18 protein-coding genes are annotated in these 17,620 nt (G+C 71.9%); 3 read left to right on the top strand and 15 right to left on the bottom strand.

The genetic code is table 11. The features are described 5' to 3' along the window. Positions 1–46: 46 nt before the first annotated feature. Genes IEZ27_RS20100 through IEZ27_RS20075 form a run of 6 tightly spaced genes read right to left on the bottom strand, consistent with a single transcriptional unit; the run spans position 47 to position 5,757 of the window. The gene (locus tag IEZ27_RS20100) at positions 47–1,504 is read right to left on the bottom strand and encodes a sensor histidine kinase (protein WP_189648639.1); all 1,458 of its coding nucleotides are present in this window, start codon (positions 1,502–1,504) and stop codon (positions 47–49) included. Beyond that, positions 1,501–2,193 (bottom strand): response regulator transcription factor, encoded by a 693-nt coding sequence (locus IEZ27_RS20095; protein ID WP_125638925.1) that lies wholly within the window; start codon positions 2,191–2,193, stop codon positions 1,501–1,503. Before IEZ27_RS20095 ends, IEZ27_RS20100 begins: the two co-directional genes overlap by 4 nt. Then, positions 2,190–2,669: a single stranded DNA-binding domain-containing protein gene (locus tag IEZ27_RS20090; RefSeq protein ID WP_189648638.1), complete on the bottom strand. Its 480-nt coding sequence runs from the start codon at positions 2,667–2,669 to the stop codon at positions 2,190–2,192. The genes IEZ27_RS20095 and IEZ27_RS20090 overlap by 4 nt, the downstream gene beginning before the upstream one ends. 10 nt (positions 2,670–2,679) lie before the next feature. Beyond that, the gene (locus tag IEZ27_RS20085) at positions 2,680–3,939 is read right to left on the bottom strand and encodes an ABC transporter permease (RefSeq protein ID WP_189648637.1); all 1,260 of its coding nucleotides are present in this window, start codon (positions 3,937–3,939) and stop codon (positions 2,680–2,682) included. Next, on the bottom strand, positions 3,926–4,666 hold the full coding sequence (locus IEZ27_RS20080; RefSeq protein WP_189648636.1) for an ABC transporter ATP-binding protein: 741 nt from the start codon (positions 4,664–4,666) through the stop codon (positions 3,926–3,928). The genes IEZ27_RS20085 and IEZ27_RS20080 overlap by 14 nt, the downstream gene beginning before the upstream one ends. Beyond that, the gene (locus IEZ27_RS20075; protein WP_189648635.1) at positions 4,663–5,757 is read right to left on the bottom strand and encodes an efflux RND transporter periplasmic adaptor subunit; all 1,095 of its coding nucleotides are present in this window, start codon (positions 5,755–5,757) and stop codon (positions 4,663–4,665) included. Before IEZ27_RS20075 ends, IEZ27_RS20080 begins: the two co-directional genes overlap by 4 nt. Before the next feature lie 176 nt (positions 5,758–5,933). Between IEZ27_RS20075 and IEZ27_RS55000 the strand changes: the two genes are divergently transcribed. Beyond that, on the top strand, positions 5,934–7,820 hold the full coding sequence (locus tag IEZ27_RS55000; RefSeq protein WP_189648634.1) for an efflux RND transporter periplasmic adaptor subunit: 1,887 nt from the start codon (positions 5,934–5,936) through the stop codon (positions 7,818–7,820). Between the two features lie 70 nt (positions 7,821–7,890). Here IEZ27_RS55000 and IEZ27_RS20065 read toward each other — a convergent pair whose 3' ends face one another. From IEZ27_RS20065 to IEZ27_RS20055, 3 genes are all read right to left on the bottom strand, one after another. Next, a complete protein-coding gene (locus IEZ27_RS20065) occupies positions 7,891–9,480 on the bottom strand; it encodes an alkaline phosphatase D family protein (RefSeq protein WP_189648633.1) in 1,590 nt (529 codons plus the stop codon). Positions 9,481–9,565: 85 nt separating this feature from the next. Next, positions 9,566–10,156, bottom strand: coding sequence for an HAD family hydrolase (locus tag IEZ27_RS20060; RefSeq protein ID WP_189648632.1), 591 nt, complete (start codon positions 10,154–10,156; stop codon positions 9,566–9,568). Next, on the bottom strand, positions 10,153–10,974 hold the full coding sequence (locus tag IEZ27_RS20055) for a hypothetical protein (protein ID WP_125638901.1): 822 nt from the start codon (positions 10,972–10,974) through the stop codon (positions 10,153–10,155). Before IEZ27_RS20055 ends, IEZ27_RS20060 begins: the two co-directional genes overlap by 4 nt. 160 nt (positions 10,975–11,134) lie before the next feature. Here IEZ27_RS20055 and IEZ27_RS20050 point away from each other — a divergent pair, with 160 nt between their 5' ends. Next, a complete protein-coding gene (locus IEZ27_RS20050; protein ID WP_189648631.1) occupies positions 11,135–11,401 on the top strand; it encodes a helix-turn-helix domain-containing protein in 267 nt (88 codons plus the stop codon). A gap of 34 nt (positions 11,402–11,435) precedes the next feature. Here IEZ27_RS20050 and IEZ27_RS20045 read toward each other — a convergent pair whose 3' ends face one another. Beyond that, positions 11,436–12,215: a hypothetical protein gene (locus IEZ27_RS20045; protein WP_189648630.1), complete on the bottom strand. Its 780-nt coding sequence runs from the start codon at positions 12,213–12,215 to the stop codon at positions 11,436–11,438. A gap of 144 nt (positions 12,216–12,359) precedes the next feature. Between IEZ27_RS20045 and arfB the strand changes: the two genes are divergently transcribed. Then, complete coding sequence (arfB, locus tag IEZ27_RS20040) at positions 12,360–12,770, top strand: alternative ribosome rescue aminoacyl-tRNA hydrolase ArfB (protein ID WP_189648629.1); 411 nt, start codon at positions 12,360–12,362, stop codon at positions 12,768–12,770. Between the two features lie 27 nt (positions 12,771–12,797). Here the strand turns inward: arfB and IEZ27_RS20035 are convergent, their stop codons facing one another. The 5 genes from IEZ27_RS20035 to IEZ27_RS20015 all read right to left on the bottom strand — a co-directional run bounded on the left by IEZ27_RS20035 (position 12,798) and on the right by IEZ27_RS20015 (position 17,565). Next, the gene (locus tag IEZ27_RS20035) at positions 12,798–13,331 is read right to left on the bottom strand and encodes an NADPH-dependent FMN reductase (protein ID WP_189648628.1); all 534 of its coding nucleotides are present in this window, start codon (positions 13,329–13,331) and stop codon (positions 12,798–12,800) included. A 97-nt stretch (positions 13,332–13,428) separates the two neighbouring features. After that, positions 13,429–15,396: an ABC1 kinase family protein gene (locus IEZ27_RS20030; RefSeq protein ID WP_189648627.1), complete on the bottom strand. Its 1,968-nt coding sequence runs from the start codon at positions 15,394–15,396 to the stop codon at positions 13,429–13,431. A gap of 46 nt (positions 15,397–15,442) precedes the next feature. Then, positions 15,443–16,372 carry an acyl-ACP desaturase gene (locus tag IEZ27_RS20025; protein WP_189648626.1) on the bottom strand — a complete coding sequence of 310 codons (930 nt, stop codon included), beginning with the start codon at positions 16,370–16,372 and terminating at the stop codon, positions 15,443–15,445. Positions 16,373–16,411: 39 nt separating this feature from the next. Then, positions 16,412–16,627: a hypothetical protein gene (locus tag IEZ27_RS20020; RefSeq protein ID WP_189648625.1), complete on the bottom strand. Its 216-nt coding sequence runs from the start codon at positions 16,625–16,627 to the stop codon at positions 16,412–16,414. Between the two features lie 158 nt (positions 16,628–16,785). Then, positions 16,786–17,565: an HAD-IIA family hydrolase gene (locus IEZ27_RS20015; RefSeq protein WP_189648624.1), complete on the bottom strand. Its 780-nt coding sequence runs from the start codon at positions 17,563–17,565 to the stop codon at positions 16,786–16,788. Between the last annotated feature and the right edge of the window lie 55 nt (positions 17,566–17,620).

Raw genomic sequence — 17,620 nt, 5'->3', positions numbered from 1 at the left:
CACGCGCCACGCGGCCCGGGGAGCGGGAGCGGGGAACGGGGATCGGCTACGGCCGGGGCGCGGCCGGGAGGAGCACGCGGAAGACGGCGCCCTTGCCCGGCGCGCCCTCCGCCATGATGATCCCGCCGTGCGCCTCCACCAGCGTCGCCGCGATCGACAACCCCAGCCCGGCCCCGCCCACGCCGCGCGCCGGGTCGGCCCGGTAGAAGCGCTCGAACACCCGCTCGGCCACCTCCGGCGGGAACCCCGGCCCCTCGTCGGCCACCTCCACCACGGCCCGCTCGCCGTCCAGCCCCACGCGCACCTCGAACGGCGTCCCGGGCGGCGTGTGGTGCAGCGCGTTGCTCACCAGGTTCCCGAGCACCTGGCCGAGCCGCGACTCGTCGCCGGTCACCGGCACCTCGCCCTCGCCGCCGTCCAGGCGTACCAGCTCGATCCGCCGGTCGGGGGCGAGCGTCTGGGCGTCGATCACGGCGGTCGCGGCCAGGCTGAGCAGGTCCACCTGCCGCCGTGCCAGCTCGCGCCGCTGGTCGAGCCTGGCCAGCAGCAACATGTCCTCCACCAGCAGTCCCATGCGCGCGGCCTGTCCCTCGATGCGGCTCAGCAGCCGTACGGCCTCGGTCAGGTCCTTCTCCTCCCCCAGCCGGAACAGCTCGGCGAACCCCCTGATCGAGGTCAGCGGCGTGCGCAGCTCGTGCGAGGCGTCGGCCATGAACCGGCGCATGACCTCCTCCGAACGCCGCGCCGCCGTCGCCGACTCGCGTGCCGACTCCGCCGCCGCCTCCCGTTCGCGCACCGCCGACTCGATCTGGGCCAGCATGCCGTTGAGCGAACGGCCGAGCTTGCCGACCTCGGTGGTGTTCGCCCACATCGGCACCCGGCGCGACAGGTCGCCGCCCGCGATGTCCTTGGCCGTACGGGCGATCTCGCGCAGCGGGCGCAGGCTCCGCCGGACCAGCCAATAGCAGGCGACGCCGAGCACGATCAGCGTGCCGCCGCCGGCGAAGGCCACGATCAGACCCAGCCTGCCCACGGTCCCCTCGACGTCGCCGAGGCTGATGGCGATCATCCGGCTGCCGCCGTCGCGGCCGGGCACGGCGACCACCCGCCAGTTCGGCCCGCCGGGCGCGATGGACTCGACGGTGAACGGCCGCCCGCCCCGCGCGGCGACGTCCGCGCTGGTCAGCCGGGGCAGCCTGGGCGTGTGCTGCTCGGTGGACTCGCTCATCACCCGTACCGTGGCGCCGCCCGCGTCCACCAGCACCGAGTGGAACAGCCCGAAGAAGCGCTGCGGCTGGTGCCCGGCCGGCCAGGCGTCGGGCGGCGGCGGGAGGTCGCGCGGCGCGCTGGCCGCCAGCAGTTGCCGGTCCACCCGCTCGACCAGGTACCCGCGCAGCAGCCGTACGGCGAACAGGCCGGTCAGCGTGATGGCGAGGGTGACCAGCAGCAGCGTGGCCGAGACCAGGCGCATCCAGAGGGGGGTGCGCGCGAGGTGCTTCCTCATATCCGGGGCGGGCGCAGGATGTAGCCCACTCCGCGCAGCGTGTGCAGGTACTTCCGGTCACCGGTGTCGATCTTGCGGCGCAGGTAGGACACGTACGACTCCACCAGGCCCACGTCGGTGCGCCAGTCGCCGTTCCAGACGTGGTCGAGGATCTGCGTCTTGGACAGCACCCGGCCGACGTTCAGCATGAAGTACCGCAGCAGCCGGAACTCCGTGGGCGACAACCGCACCGGGATGCCGTCGCGCCAGACCTCGTGGCTCTCCTCGTCCAGCTCCAGGTCGGCGATCCGCATCCGGTGGGGCGGCGGCGCGCCCCTGCGGGTCCTGCGCAGCACCGCCCGGATCCGGGCGATGACCTCCTCCAGGCTGAACGGCTTGGTCACGTAGTCCTCGCCGAGCCCGAGGCCGGCGAGTCTGTCCTCCGGCGTGTCCTTGGCCGTCACGAACAACACCGGGACCCGGCGGCCACGGGACCGCAGCCTTCCCGCGACCGCCAGGCCGTCGAGGTCGGGCAGCATCACGTCGAGCATCACCAGGTCAGGCGTGCTCTCCTCGGCCACCCGAAGTGCCTCCCGCCCGTCGGCGGCGGTCAGCACCTCGAACCCGGCCATCCGCAGGCTGGCCGAGAACAGCTCCCTGATGTTGGGTTCGTCGTCGACCACCAGCAGCCTGGCCTCGGGTTCGTTCATCGCGGGCCCCCTCCCTGCGTCCCCTGCGTGATCGCGGTCGCGGTGACCGTGCCGTCGCCGGACTGCTGCCCGCGCACCACGACCGTGGTGCCGGCGGCCAGGTCGGCCACCTTGCCCGGCTTGGAGATCTGGACCGTGGTCTGGTCGCTGGTGGTCACCGTGACCGTGGAGCCGTCCATCGTCTTGACGTAGACCTTGTCGCCGTCGACCTTCTCGACGGTGCCGACCGTTCCGCCGCCCATGCGCTGCCCGGAACCGCCGGGCTGCTGGCCGTTCGTACGTTGGAGCGGCGCGGCGGCGGGCGCGGCGGAGGACGTGCCGAACAGCTTGCCCGCCTGGATCCCGATCAGGACGCCCGCCACCAGCACGACGCCGGCGGCCAGCCCGAGCGTCAGCTTCGAGACGCCCTTGCGCGGCCGGACGGCGAGCTCCTCCCCGAGGTCGTCGGGGAAGGGCGAGGAGTCGAGCCGGTCCATGTCATTCTCCTTACTCATGCCGCAGGGCCTGGATCGGCCGGAGCTTGGCCGCCCTGTTGGCGGGATAACTGCCGAAGAAGAGCCCGATCCCCACCGAGACGCCCAGCGCCAGCGCGACGGACGACGGCACGAGGACCGGCTCGATGCCGGCCACGGTGAACCGGGTGCCGATGAAGGCCACCAGCACCCCCAGCAGCCCGCCGACCAGGCTGAGCAGCGTGGCCTCCATCAGGAACTGGCCCAGGATCGCGCCGCGCGGCGCGCCGATCGCCTTGCGGATGCCGATCTCCCGGGTCCGCTCGGTCACGGTGACCAGCATGATGTTGGTGATGCCGATGCCGCCCACCAGCAGCGAGATCGCCGCGACGGCGCCGAGCAGCACGGTGAAGGTGCCGGTCGCCTCGCTGACCGTCTCCTGCAACGTGGCCTGGTTGAGAATCCGGTAGTCGGGGTTGCCGCCGGTGATGCCGTGCCGCTGGTTGAGGATGGCGCTCACCTCCGACTGCGCCGCCGTGGTGGCCTGCGCGCCGGTGGCCTGCACCACGATCGAGCCGAGCGAGCCGAACCCGCTCAGGCTCTGCTGCACGGCCGGCAGCGGCGCGACGGCCACGTCGTCGGCGTCCTGCATGCCGGTGGAGCCGCTCTCCTTGAGCACCCCCACCACCGTGAACGGCACCCCGGACACGCTGACCTGCCTGCCGATCGGGTCGACCGTGCCGAACAGCTCCTCCACCACCGTCTGCCCCAGCACCACGACCTTCCGCGCGGCCAGCACGTCGTCGTTGAAGAAGTACGTGCCCTTGGCCACGGGCTTGTTCATGGCCTCGAAGTAGCTGGGGTAGGTGCCGACGAACTGCGCGATCGTGTGGCTGGCGGCGCCGTACGCGGCGGTCGAGGAGGAGGCGTTGACCATCGGCGAGACGGACTTGACCGACGGCGCGAGCGTCCGGTCGGTCAGCGCCTTGGCGTCGGCCAGGCTGAGCTGCCTGGCCTGCGTACGCGGCCCGGTGTTGCCGCCGCCGCCACCGGGCGCGCGCCCGCCGAAGCCGCCTCCGCCGCCCCCGCCCGAGAAGGACGGGGAGATCGTCAGCGTGTTGGCGCCGAGCCGCTGGATGTTCTTCTGGATGCTCTGCGAGGAGCCCTCGCCGACCGCCACCAGCAGGATGACCGCGGCGACGCCGATGAGGATGCCCAAGGTGGTCAGGGCGCTGCGCATCTTGTTGGCCAGCAGGCCGCGCAGCGCGAAGCGGAGGATCTCAAACTGGTTCACTGGCCGCCGCCCTCGGAGGGAGTCCGTCGACCGGCGACTGGCGGCGGTCCTCCACGATCTCGCCGTCCACCAGCCGGATCACCCGTTCGGCGTGCGCGGCCACGTCGTCCTCGTGGGTGATGAGCACGATCGTGCGTCCCGACTCGCTGAGCCGGTCCAGGATCTCCAGCACGTCGCGGGTGGAGGCGGTGTCCAGGTTGCCGGTGGGCTCGTCGGCGAGCAGCAGCGCGGGCGCGGTGACCAGCGCCCTGGCCACGGCCACGCGCTGCTGCTGGCCGCCGGAGAGCTGGTTCGGCTCGTGGTGCACGCGGTCGGTCAGCCCGACCTGATCCAGCGCGGCCAGGGCGCGCGAGCGCCGCTCGGCCTGGCCGACGCCGCCGTACACGAGCGGCAGTTCGACGTTGGCCAGCGCGCTCATGCGCGGGATCAGGTTGAAGGACTGGAACACGAACCCCACCCGGCGGTTGCGCAGGATCGCGAGCTGGTGCTCGTCCAGCCGTCCCACGTCCGCGCCGTCGATCAGGTACGTGCCCGAGCTGGGCACGTCCAGGCAACCGAGGATGTTCATCAGGGTGGACTTGCCGGAGCCGGAGGCGCCCATGATGGCGACGTAGTCGCCGCGTTCGACGTCCAGGCTGACGCCGCGCAGGGCGCGTACCCTGGCGTCGCCCTCGCCGTACTCCTTGACGAGGTTCCGTACGCGCAGGACCGGGGCGGGGGCCGTCATCGCCCGCCTCCCGGCATGCCGCCGCCGGGGAACCCGCCGCCGAGCCCGCCGCGCTGGTTGGTGCCGCCCTGCGTGCCGGTCTGCGTGCCGGTCGCCGGGGGGACGAGCTGGTCGCCCTCGGACACGCCCGACTTGATCTCGGTGAGCGCCGTGCCCCGGACGCCGACCTCCACCGTAGTCCTGACCTGGCGGCCGTTCTGGAGCAGGGTGACCGTGGTCTGGCCGCCGCTGGTGGAGACCGCGGTGGAGGGGACGGTGACGACGTCGTCCGCCCGGCCGACGACGACCTCGACGGTGGCGGTCTGCCCCAGCCTGACCTGGGCCGGGACCTTCGTGAACGTGACCGTGACCGGGTACTGGACGACGTTGTTGCTGGTGGAGGCCACCGGCTGGATCTGCGTGACCTTGCCGCTCGCGGTCACGCCGGGCAGGGCGTCGAAGGTCACGGTGGCGGCCTGGCCCTGGTCGAGCTTGCCGACGTCGGACTCGGTGAAGGTGCCCACGAGCTGGAGCCTGCCGGTGTCGGCCAGGTCGACGAAGCCGCCCGTACCCGCGGTGGTGCTCTGGGACTGGCCCTGGGACTGGCTCTGGCTGCCTCCGCCGCCCGAGCCGGAGGCGGTGCCGCCGACGGATCCGTTCACCGCCGTGACCGTGCCCTTGAACGGCGCCCGCAGGACGGTGGCCGCGACCGTGCGCTGGGCCTCGCGGTAGGCGTTGCGCGCCTTGACGTAGGAGGCGTAGAGCGCGGCCGTGCCGGTGCCGTCGTCGAGCGCGCTCTGGTACGTGGCCTTGGCCGCCGACAGGCTCTCCTGGGCGGCGGAGTCGTCCAGCCTGGCCAGGATGTCGCCCTTGTCTACCTTGTCCCCGGCCTTCACGTAGATCTGCTCGACCGTGCCGCTCGTGCCGAACGACAGGGCTCTGGTCTTCGAGCTGGCCACCGCGCCCGACGCGGACACCGTCGCGGTCACCGAGCCACGGCTCGCGCCCACCGTGCGTACGGTCGTCTCGCCGGCCGCCCGGTCCGTGCCGAGCTGGGTATAGGCGAGCACGGCACCGCCCAGCAGGAGCACGCCCAGTGCTCCGTTGGTCATCAGCGCTCTGCGCCTTGTCGACACCTTCACAGCCGGTGACCCTTGCACACCAGCCTGCGCCGCAGCCGTGACGTAGCTGAACGTTCGCTGACAACCTGGGCCCGTACGGGGTCACACAGGTAACTCTCAGGCTGCTCGCAGGCTGCCGCGAACCTGGTCGGCCAGGATGGACGCCCATGAGACCGACTTTCGCGCTGGGCGGGCTCGCCCTCGCCGTGCTCGTCGCCGGGTCGGGCCTGGCGCTGGCACTCCGCGACGACGCCCCTCCCGCCGTCCGGGTACGGCTCGCCGCCGCCCAGCGCGGCCAGGTCACGGCCCTGGTCAGCGCCGCCGGCAACACGGTGGACGGGGCCCGGCGGGACCTGGCGTTCGGCTCGTCCGGCCCGCTGACCAAGGTGTACGTCAAGGTCGGTACCAAGGTCACCAAGGGCCAGGTGCTGGCCAGGATCGACGGGCGTTCGGCACGCGAGACGTACACAGCCGCCAAGGCCGACCTCGCCGCCGCCCGATCAGCCCTCACCACCGCCACAAGCACCCCCGCCACCGGCCCCACCGCTGCCACGGGCACCGGCACCAGCAGCGGGACCGGGACCGCGACCGCCACGGGGACCGGCACCCGCAGCGGCAGCACCACCTCCAGTGGGACCGGGACAGGGACCGGGACCCGCAGCGGCGGCACCTCCTCCAGTGGGACCGGCCAGAGCCGTGCGGGCGGCACCGCCACCTGCCCGCCCGCGACCTCCCCCACCGGCGCCCGTTCCCCGGCCGCCTCCTCCCCCACCGCCACGCCCGCGGGCACCCCGACCGGCACCCCGACCGGGACCCCGGCAGGGACCCCGGCAGGGACCCCGGCGGGGAGCCCGGCGACGCCCACTGCCACCCCCACCATCACCGCGCCCACCGGCACGGTCCCGGGCCCGGACAGTCGCGGGTCCACGGGTCAAGGCGTCCTCGGCCCGACCGTCCCCCCTGGCACGGGCACCGACGCGCCTCTCAACGGGCCCGCCACTCCCACCCCTACGCCCACCCCGACCGCCACCCCCAGCAGGACCCGCACCTCACCCCCGACTCACCACACCCCCGAGCCCCAGCCCACCGTGACCGTCACCGTGACGGCCACGGTCACCGTGACGGCCACCCCACCCGGCGACGGCAACCCCCCTGGAGGCGGCCACACCTCCTCCCCCGGCACGCCGTCCACCTCCCCTGCCAAGCCGCCTGCCACGGCCGAGCCCTCCACCACCCCGTCCACCAGCACCAAGCCCAGCACCAAGCCAGCCGCCAAGCCCACCTCCAAGACCCCGGCCAAGCCCCGGACGACGGGCTCCCCCCGCCCCACCCAGGGCACCGGCGCCTGCGCACCCGCGAAGACCTCCTCCCGCACCACCACCACCGCCCCCAAGACCGGCGGGCTCGGCGAGGACCAGGCCGCCGCGAACGTGGACCGTGCCGAAGCCGCCCTGGAGCAGGCCGCCGACGCCGTACGCGCCACCCGCATCGTGGCTCCCACCTCGGGCACCGTCCTGTCGGTGGCGGGCACGGTCGGCGACACCGCCGGCACCGGGACCTTCATCAGCCTCGGCAACCTGAACGAGCTCCAGGTCCAGGCCATGGTCACCGAATCCGACGTCAACCGCCTCAAACTAGGTCAGAAGGCCGGCATCACCCTCGCCACCCGCCCCGGCGAGCGCCACGACGGCACGGTCACCGCCATCGCCCCGACCGCCACCGTCGAGAACCAGCTCGTCCGCTATTCCGTCACCCTGGCCTTCGACGAGCCGCCCAAGGGCCTCATGCTCGGCCAGACCGCCACGGTCTCGGTGACGACCGGCGAGGCCAGGGACACGATCTTCATCCCCGCCGCCGCCGTACGCAGCCGCTCCGACGGCGCCCAGGTGGTCACCGTACGCTCCGGCGGGCACGACGCCGCGAAGGTGGTCAGCACCGGCGTCCGCGGCGACCAGTACGTGGAGATCACCTCCGGCCTCGGCGAACGCGACCAGGTCGTCATGACCGGCACCGCCACCGGCGAGTTCCCCGACGGCACCTGGCCCGGCGCCTGACCCACCGGCCGCCGCCCAACGCCCCCGCCCGCCGTTCCCGGCGGACCCTCAGCCCGTTCCCAGCGAACGTTCAGCCAACGACGGGCGGGCGGGCGGCGGCGCGGGCGGCCGAGCGGTCGGGGTCGGCCGGGACGGTGATGCGGTGGGCGGTGCGGGCCGGGGCGCCGCGGCGGGAGATGTAGTCGAGCGTCCGGAAGTCCACCGACAGCTCGTCCCTGGTCAGCCGGGCCATGAGGTACCCGCGCCGCTGGTCGATGAAGGAGATGTGCGGGTTCTCCTGGAGGGCCTCGGCGATCCACGTCCGGTCCCGGTACCCGTCGCCGTCGCTCGCGATGGACGACGTCACCAGCTCCCTCGCCACCACCGGCGAGTCCGGGTCGTCGAAGTCGGCCTTGAGATCGGCCAGGTGGTGCATGTGGGCGTCCCCGGTCAGCACCACCGGGTTCGAGGTGGTGGACAGCGACCCGAGCAGGCGGGTGCGCTCGGCGGCGTAGCCGTCCCAGGAGTCCAGGTTCACCTCGCGGCCCGGCCCGATCTTGTAGTCGCGCTGTGCCATGAGGATCTGCTGGCCCAGCAGGTTCCAGCGGGTGTCCGAGCCGCTCAGTCCCTCCTCCAGCCAGCGCCACTGGCCGGACCCGAGCAGCGTGCGCCGGTCGGACAGCCGTTCGTCGCATCCGGCCCGTACCCCGTCCAGGCATGCCTGGTCGTCGCGGAACTGGCGGGTGTCCAGGAGGTGGAAGCGGGCCAGGGTGCCCCAGGAGATGCGCCGGTTGATGCGCAGCACCGCGCCCTGGAGGCTGGCGCGGCGCAGCGGCATGTTCTCGTAGTAGGCGCGGAAGGCGTCGGCGCGGCGCCGCGCGAAGCCGGGTGCGCCGGTGCTGGAGACGGGGCCGGCCCAGTTGTTCTCGATCTCGTGGTCGTCGAAGGCCACCAGCCAGGGCGCGACCGCGTGCGCGGCCTGGAGGTCGTGGTCGCTCTTGTACTGGGCGTGCCGCAGCCGGTAGTCGGCGAGCGTGGCGCACTTGCCCGGCGTGTGCGTACGCACCCGGCCGGCCAGCGCGGTGTAGCCGCTGGGGCCGTACTCGTACATGTAGTCGCCGAGGAAGACGACCAGGTCGGGTTCCTGCTCGGCCAGGCGGCGGTAGGCGGTGTAGTAGCCGTGCTCGTAGTGGGCGCAGGCGGCCACGGCGAAGGTGAGCGGCCGCTCCCCCGCCGGCGTCGTCCTGGTACGCGCGACGGGCGAGAGCCTGCCCTCGCTCCTGAACCGGTAGAAGTAGTCGCGGCCGGGATCCAGCCCGTTCAGCTCGACGTGCACGCTGTGGGCGTCCCGCGACCGGGCGGTGGCGGTGCCGGACCGTACGACGGAGGAGAAACGTTCGTCGGTGGCGACCTGCCAGTCGACCTCGACGTCGCGCGCGGGCATGCCGCCGTGGCCGTCGCCGCTGAGCGGTTCGACGGCCAGCCGGGTCCACAGGACGAACCCGTCGGCGGCGGGGTCGCCGGAGGCCACGCCGAGCGTGAACGGGTCGGATCTGAGGGTCCTGGCCGCGGCGGGCCGGACGGCGGACAGAGTGGGGGACGGGGTGATGGCGGACGGGGTGGCGGCTTGGGGCGCGAGGAGGCCGGCTGCCGCCGCTGTCAGGAACGTTCTGCGGTCCACGCTCCAGGTATGTCCGCCCGCGCTGACCCCGTCGTGACAGTGGAGTCAAGCGTGGGTGAACAGCGGCGGTCGTCCCGGCGGGAGGTCAGCGCGGCAGCTCGCGCAGGGACTTGCGGAGGGCGGCCGCGGTGGTGAAGAGCACGCCGGTCATGCCCGCGCGCTCGGCGCCCTCGACGTTCTCGGCGCGGTCGTCGATGAAGACGATCTCGGACGGGTCGGCGGCCAGCTCGCGGGCGACCGCGTCGAAGATCTCCCGGTCGGGTTTGACCAGGCCCATCCGGCCGCTGTAGAAGCGGTGGCCGATCGCGGCGATCCAGGGCAGCTCGTCGAGGCCGTCGGCGATGCAGACGGGCGCGTTGGACAGCAGCGCCACGCCGTCGCCAGCGTCGAGGATCTCGCCGAGGACGGCGATCGTGCCCTCGTCAGGGTAGGCCCAGCTCGCGACGTCCATCGCCACGAGGCGGGCGACCTCCGACGGGGTGACGGGCCGGCCCAGCACGGCCGCCCAGTAGTCGACGGGTGACAGGCTCGCCCGGTCGAACTCCAGGCGGTGCTCCCAGTAGCCGCGCGCGAACGTCTCCGGCTCGGCGCCGACGGCCCGCGCCATGGCCTCGGCGTCGGACTCGGACTGAGGCAGGGACAGGACATTGCCGTAGTCGAACACAATCCACGTCATGCAAGGAATGGTCGCAGATGCGGGTCGAGCGCCGGGCAGCCTAGGTATTTCTCGGCCGTGTGGAAGTCGATCCAGTCGAGGTTGACCAGCTCCTCGACGTCCACGCCGGTGAAGCTGGCGCGCAGGGCGGGCGGGATGGCGGCGATGTCGTCCTTGTCGGCGATGTTCACCCAGCGGGCGACGTTCTTCGGACGCTCGCCGCGGCCGTTGACGGGGGCGGGCAAGAGGCGTTCGAAGACGACGTTGCGCATGCCGAGCGGGCTGCCGAGCGTCAGGAGCAGGTCGACGGGCAGGTCGGGGTTGGCCCACAGGGTCTCGTACGCGACGACGCTGCCGAGCGAGTGGGCGATCACCACCCGGGGGCGGTTCCTGCGGATCGTGTCGGCCACGGCCCGCCGGCACCTCTCGCGCCGTTCCTGGTCGGTGAGGTAGAGCGCGACCTCCGGCGCGAACAGCTTGGCGAACGCCGCGGACCTGCCGTCGAGCTTGCCGAGCAGCCATCCGGTGAACGACTTGAGCGCGCCGGTGACGTGCTCGCCGAGGCCGAGGTTCCTGGCCCATTCGACGAGCACCTGCTGCGTGGCGGCCTCCACCCGCGCCGCCGCCTGGGGCGCGCTCTCCCCCGGCCGGGCGTCGCGCAGGTGGTGGGAGAAGTAGGCGATCTCGCTGAAGTAGGCCGCCGCCTCGCCGCCGAGCGCGGCGCCCAGGTAGCGGTCCCATTTGAGGCGCATGGCGTCGGCGGCCCCGGTGGCCGATCCCCCGGCCTCCAGGTAGTAGTTGTACTTGCCGATCCCGTGCACGCCGACGATGGCCGTCACTGCGCCTCCCCCACCCCTGACCGCTTGATCTTCCGCGGATATTGGAATACGCCGCTCGTCCCCGGCCGTCAAGAGCAGGCTCAGGTTTAGTCTTGCCTAAAGGTTTAGGTAGAGCTAAAGTAGGAGCACAGGGAACGACAGCGTCGAGAGCGAGACCGAGATGGCCTTTCGCCGAAACCCCCGTGAAGAGGTGGGCGGTCTCGCCCAAGAGGTCGTCGACGAGATCACGTGGTACATGCGGGAGCACAAGATCACCCGGGCCGACCTGGCCACGTCGCTGGGCGTGTCGCCCGGCCGGGTGAGCCAGATACTCTCCGGCGACGAGAACCTCACGTTGCGCACGCTCGGCGCGGTGGTCGACGCGCTGGGGGCCCGCCTGGCGTTCACGCTCGGCGACGCCGAGGGATCTCCCTCCGCCCTCACCTGACGCCGGAGGATCGTCCGCCGTCGCCCGAGGCGGGTCAGCGCGCCCGGATGGCACGTTCGCCGGCACGGGCCCGCGAGGGCGGCACGTACCCGGGCAGCGAGCGGTAACCGGCCCGGTAGGCCGCGGCCAGCAGGCGCAGGACGTCGTTCTCGGCGTCGTGCCGCAGTACTCCGTGCAGGCGGTTGAGGTTGCCGAGGTAGCGCTCGTACCTCGGGGTCCTGGTGTGGCGTGAGAGGGTGAGGGCCGTGGCCACCTTCGAGCGGGCGGCGCCGTCCTCGATCAGCGCCGCCACGTCCAGCCTGCGTTCGACGGCGTCCAGCCGGGCGTGCACCCGCTCGCGCCGCCGGTCGTCGGCGGACAGGCGGTCGCGGATGCGCTCGTGGTAGCGGGCCGCGGCCAGGCTCAGCTCGTAGACGTTCCAGGACGGGTCCACCCGTTTCTCGCACCAGACGCGCTCGTCCTCGGCCATCGCCTGGTCGAGCCGGGTCAGCAGGGACACCAGCCAGAACGTGGCCACCTCCCGGCCCAGCGAGCGGCGTTCGTCCTGCTTGGCCCGCATCTGGCTGAGCCACAGGCCGCTCGGCGCGACCGCGCCCAGGACGGTGGCCAGGGCGTCGTCCAGCAGGGCGTGGCCGGCCAGCGCGACGCCGGCGGACAGGCCCCCGGTGAGCAGGCTGACGGTGAGCGCGAGCCGCCATCCCGCTGGTCCGAAGGGCCGCCCCCTGCCCTGACACCTCAGCAGCAGGAAGACGACGGCGGAGATCACGGCGAGTCCTACGGTGAGCGCCGCCTGCGCGACCCACTTCGGGTCCATGGAATGTGCCCCTCCCGCGGAATGTTCTTCTCCATATTCGCAGCGAGGGCAGACATTGAAAATGCCGTTGCGAACGGCATATGTCGCTCATATACGGTGACATTCATATAAACAAGCCGCAATCAGGAAACAGGAGCCTCACCCATGACTGGCCCGCTGGTCGTCAACGACTCGATCGTCATCCCCGACGCCGAGCTGGGCTGGCGGTTCTCCCGCTCCTCAGGTCCGGGCGGCCAGGGTGTCAACACCACCGACAGTCGTGTGGAGCTGATCTTCGACGTCGCCGCGAGCACCGCGATCCCGCCCGCGCTCAAGGCCCGCGCGCTCGACCGTCTGGGCACCACCACGATCACCGTCGTGGCCTCGGAGTACCGCTCCCAGCTGCGCAACAGGGAGGCCGCCGGTCACCGGCTGGCCCAGCGCATCAGGGAAGCCGTCGCGCCGCCGCCCAAGCACCGCCGTCCGACCAAGCCGAGCCGCGGCTCCGTCGAACGCCGCATCGCGGGCAAGAAGCTCCGCTCCGACGTCAAGCGCCTGCGCCGCGACCCCCACTGAACCCGCCCAGGGCCCGGGCCGCGTCGTTCACAGGGAGAACGCCGGCTCCCTGGCCCCGGCCGGGCAGAGCTGCCCGATCACGGCCCGTACCTGGTCGCGCAGCTCGGCATCGATGAGCCGGCCGTGGTCGTCGAAGTGCGGGCAGGCCGGCGAGATGACCAGCTCGGCGCCCATCGCGACCGCGTCGGCGCCCTGGAGCTGCTTGTAGAGCTCCGCCTGCGCCCACATCGCGCCGCACGCCCGCGCGCTCGCGCTCATCACCGCAACATGCTTCCCGGCCAGTACGTCACCGGCCGACAACCACTGCAGCGCGTACGTCAGCTCCATCGGCAGCAGGCTGTGCTCGGGAGCCGTCAGCAACACCGCGTCGGCCTCGGAGACCAGTCCGAGCAGTTCCCTGGCCGTCACCGGCACCTTGCCCGCCTGGTACGGCGGCACATCCCCCAGCCCCGCCCAGATCTCGAACCGTACGCCCTCCGGCAGTTCGCCGCCCGCTGCGTCCAGCAATCGGTTGATGAATGACCCCACGTGGAGACTGGCGGCGATCCCGATGATTTTCACCCACTGCTCCCCAGGCGTTCCGGTGTCACCTGGAAACGTGCCCGATGCCTCGGATGTCCAAGACCAGCTCCGAGTCAAGAGCAGTCCCGACTTCGTCTCAGTCCCGGTGGCGGTCCTGGTCACGGGGGCGGCGGAAGATCAGTGCGAGCACCCGCAGCACCATGATCGAGGCGATCACCAGCAGGTTGTAGCCGAGGAGCTGGTACAGGCTCGTGGTGCCGACCACGATCGGCCCGCCCTCGATGCCGAGCAGCAACACGGCCATGAGCCCGGCCGTGGCGCCGAGCACCGTGAGCAGCACCTGGTGGACCAGCCCGGTGACGTAGCGGCGGTCGCGGTCGTCGGCCAGCAGCCGTACGTTCAGGCTGAACCTGCCGTGCTCGGCGGCGCTGGCGATGCGCTCGACCCGGCGGGGCAGGCGGCGCAACATCGGCAGCAACGCGGCCAGCTCCTGGCCGACGGCCTCCTTGACGGACTCGGGTCCGGCCCGCTCGGCCAGATAGCGGCCGGCGAACGCGCGGGCCTCGCCGATCAGGTTGAAGCCCGGCGACAGGCGTACCAGCGTGCCCTCCAGGGTGGCCAGGGCCCGGAAGACGGCGGCCACCTCGGGCGGGATGGAGAGCCCGTACTCGGAGACGATCTTGAACAGGTCGGTGAACATCTGCACGCTGTCCATGCCGGGCCCGAGGTGCCTGGCCATGAACTGGCCGAGCGCCCGCTCCAGCGCGGCCTCGTCGATCTCCTCCGGCCGCGGCACCACCTCCAGCAGCGCGTCGGTGACGCCGAGCGGGTCCTGCCGGTTCATCGCGAGCAGGAAGCGTTGCAGGGCCGAGCGTACGGAGCCGTCCAGGCGTCCGACGGAGCCGAAGTCGAGCAGGCCGAGCGTGCCGTCGTCGAGCAGCATGAGGTTGCCCGGATGGGGGTCGGCGTGGAAGACGCCCTCGACGAGGATCTGCCGCAGCAGGCAGTCGAGCAGGTCGCGGGCCAGGGCCGGGCCCTGCTCGGAGGTGGCCGCGGTGACCGGCCCGCCCGACAGGCGCCGCATGACCAGCACCTGCTCGGAACAGAGCGCGGGGAACGGCTCGGGGTAGGTGACCCCGCCGCTGCCCGAGGCGGCCACGGCGGCCATGTTGGCGGCCTCGACCCGGAAGTCCAGCTCCTCGCGGATGGCGGTGGCGAACCCCTCGGCCAGGTCGCGCAGCCCCAGCGCACGCCCCCACCGGGTCCTGGACTCCAGCGTGGCGGCCAGGCGGCGGACGATGTCGAGGTCCTGGGCCACGACGCGCTCGATGTCCGGCCTGCGTACCTTGACCACGACGTTCTCGCCGGTGTGCAGGCGGGCCGTGTGGGCCTGGCCGATGGAGGCGGCGGCCAGCGGCGTACGGTCGAAGGCGGCGAAGACCTCCTCGACCGGCCCGCCCAGCCCGGCGGCGAGCACCGGCTCGACGCGCTCCCACGGCGCGGGGGCGACATGGTCCTGCAACCGGCCCAGCTCGTCGATGAACTCGGCCGGCAGCAGGTCACGCCGGGTGGACAGAACCTGGCCGAGCTTGACGAAGGTGACGCCGCCGTCGTCGAGCGCCTCGCGCAGCGACCGGGCCAGGCGTACCTTGCCCGACCTGTCCTCCAGGCTTTCGCCGCGGCCCCGCAGGTAGGGGCCGAGCCCGTGCCTGAACGCGATCCTGGTGATCTGCGAGTAGCGCCTGGCCCGGCGGAGCCGGCCGCGCAGCGAGCGCAGGACCTCCAGCGGCCCGGGCACCGAGCCCGGCGGCACCAGCGCCTCGGCCAGCACCAGGATCACCATGGGGATGAGCACCATGCACATGGCGATCAGGAGCAGCAGCCCGAGCGCGCCCGCGTCGGGTGTGGTGTCCGGATCGACCGGCCCGAACGAGGCGATGACCGGCGTCAGCATCGGCTGGGCCAGGCCCCAGGCCACCATCGCGGCCAGGAAGGTGCGTAACGCGCCGAACCTGACCCCGAGCAGGCGTTGGGCCGCCGTCGCCAGCAGCAGGATCATCACCAGGATGGCGAGCGAGACGAACAGCGTGCCCAGGAACTCCATGAGGAGGGATCATGCCACGGCCGCGCGGACGGCGGCGGCCCCCGCGTCAGCCCCTGGCGGCGGCGCGGGCGCGGCGCTCCTCGCGGCGCTCGACGAACCGGGCGGCCGTGACCTCGGTCTTGGCCAGGAACGCCGACAGCTCCTCGCGGGCGGCCTCGCCCTCGGCGTCGAGCCCGGTCTTGTCGAAGACCGCCCACTGCCGCAGGACGGGCATGAGCACGTCGTCGAGGTGGAGACGCAGGTCGTAGATGCCCTCATTGGCGATGATCATGGCCTTGCGGGCGAAGCCGTCCATGCCCGTGCCGGGCATCTGGAAGGTGGTGACGACGTCGGTCACCGCGCGCATGGTCTGGTTGGGGTCGAGCTCGAAGGCCGCCTTGAGCAGGTTGCGGTAGAAGAGCATGTGCAGGTTCTCGTCGGCGGCGATGCGGGCGAGCAGGCGCTCGCAGCCCTCGTCGCCGGAGGCCCGGCCGGTGTTGCGGTGGGAGATGCGGGTGGCCAGTTCCTGGAAGGAGACGTAGGCGAGCTGCTGGAGCATGGTGCCGTACTCGGTGGTGAAGCCCTGCTCCATGTGGTACATGCGGGCCCGCTCCAGCGCGACCGGGTCGACCGCGCGGGTGACGGTGAGGTAGTCGCGCAGGGCGGTGCCGTGGCGGTCCTCCTCGGCGGTCCAGCGGTGGACCCAGGTGCCCCACGCGCCGTCGCGGCCGAACGTGGTCGCGATCTCGTGGTGGTAGCTGGGCAGGTTGTCCTCGGTCAGCAGGTTGACGATGAGCGAGACGCGGGCGGCCTCGGGGATCTTCGAGTCGCCCTCCTGCCACGCCTGGCCGCCGTAGATGCCGTCGAAGTCACGCCCTTCGCTCCACGGGATGTACTCGTGCGGGAACCACTCTTTGGCCATCGAGTTGTGGCGATCGAGCTCGACGCCCACCACGGGCTCGAGCTCGTGCAGCAGTTCCGTCTGAGACATCGCCATAAAGATCTTCTCCTTCAGGTTACGGGACCGTAGGTTAGGCTACCCGAAGGACATGTGGTGCGGAGTCTGCCTTGATGTCCTAAATGCCAACACGTTGCAGCAAGCGGTCCAGTTGATGTTGAGATCGAGGATCTCCGACCGTACGGAGTTGAACTCCTCGGCCAGCGCCGCCCGGACGAACTTGAGCTCCTCGGTCACCTCGCTGCGCAACGTCGCCAGCTCCTCGGCCGTCTCCGCCCCAGCGTCCGCCCCCATGTGCACGCCCTCCTCACCATCGGTAAGTCACCGTCCGCCACCAAGGATCTCAGGCAGGCGGGGGCCCGCGACCGGGCGGCGGACGGCGGGAGTGGTTTTCTCATCCCGTACGCACGATCCTTCGCGACCTGGGAGGAGAGTTGTCACCCCGGGCGGCCTCAGATGAGGTCGACGAGGTCGGCGACCGAGTCGACGACCAGGGACGGGCGGTAGGGGAAACGGTCGATCTGGTCGCGCTGGGTGACGCCGGTCAGCACCAGGATCGTGAAGAGGCCGGCCTCCATGCCGGAGATGATGTCGGTGTCCATCCGGTCGCCGATCATGGCGGTGGTCTCGCTGTGGCCCTCGATGGCGTTGAGCGCGCTGCGCATCATGCGGGGGTTGGGCTTGCCCACGAAGTACGGCTCGACGCCGGTGGCCTTGGTGATCATCGCGGCGACGGCCCCGCAGGCCGGCAGCGAGCCCTCGGTGGAGGGGCCGATCGGGTCGGGGTTGGTGGCGATGAAGCGGGCGCCGGACTCGATGAGCCGGATCGCGCGGGTGATCTGGGTGAAGCTGTAGGTGCGGGTCTCGCCGAGCACGACGTAGTCGGGGTCGAGGTCGGTGAGGATGTAGCCGACCTCGTGCAGGGCCGTGGTCAGGCCGGCCTCGCCGATCACGTACGCCGAGCCGCCGGGCCGCTGGTCGTCGAGGAACTGGGCGGTGGCCAGGGCGGAGGTCCAGATGGACGCGGCGGGCACGTCGAGCCCGGCGCCGGCCAGGCGCACCGACAGGTCGCGCTGGGTGTAGATGGAGTTGTTGGTCAGGACCCGGAACCTCTTGTCGGACTCCTTGAGCCGCTTGATGAATTCGTCCGCACCGGGGATCGGCCGCCCCTCGTGGACGAGCACGCCGTCCATGTCGGACAACCAGGAGTCGATCCGCTTACGCTGAGTCACCCGTTCATGGTATCGAGCGTGCCTTGTCGACTTCTCGCCGCACACGTGAACAATA

Source organism: Nonomuraea spiralis, from assembly GCF_014648435.1.
GTDB lineage: Bacteria > Actinomycetota > Actinomycetes > Streptosporangiales > Streptosporangiaceae > Nonomuraea > Nonomuraea spiralis.
The sequence above is the reverse complement of the archived record's forward strand: the minus strand, read 5'-3'. Positions and strand labels throughout refer to the sequence as shown.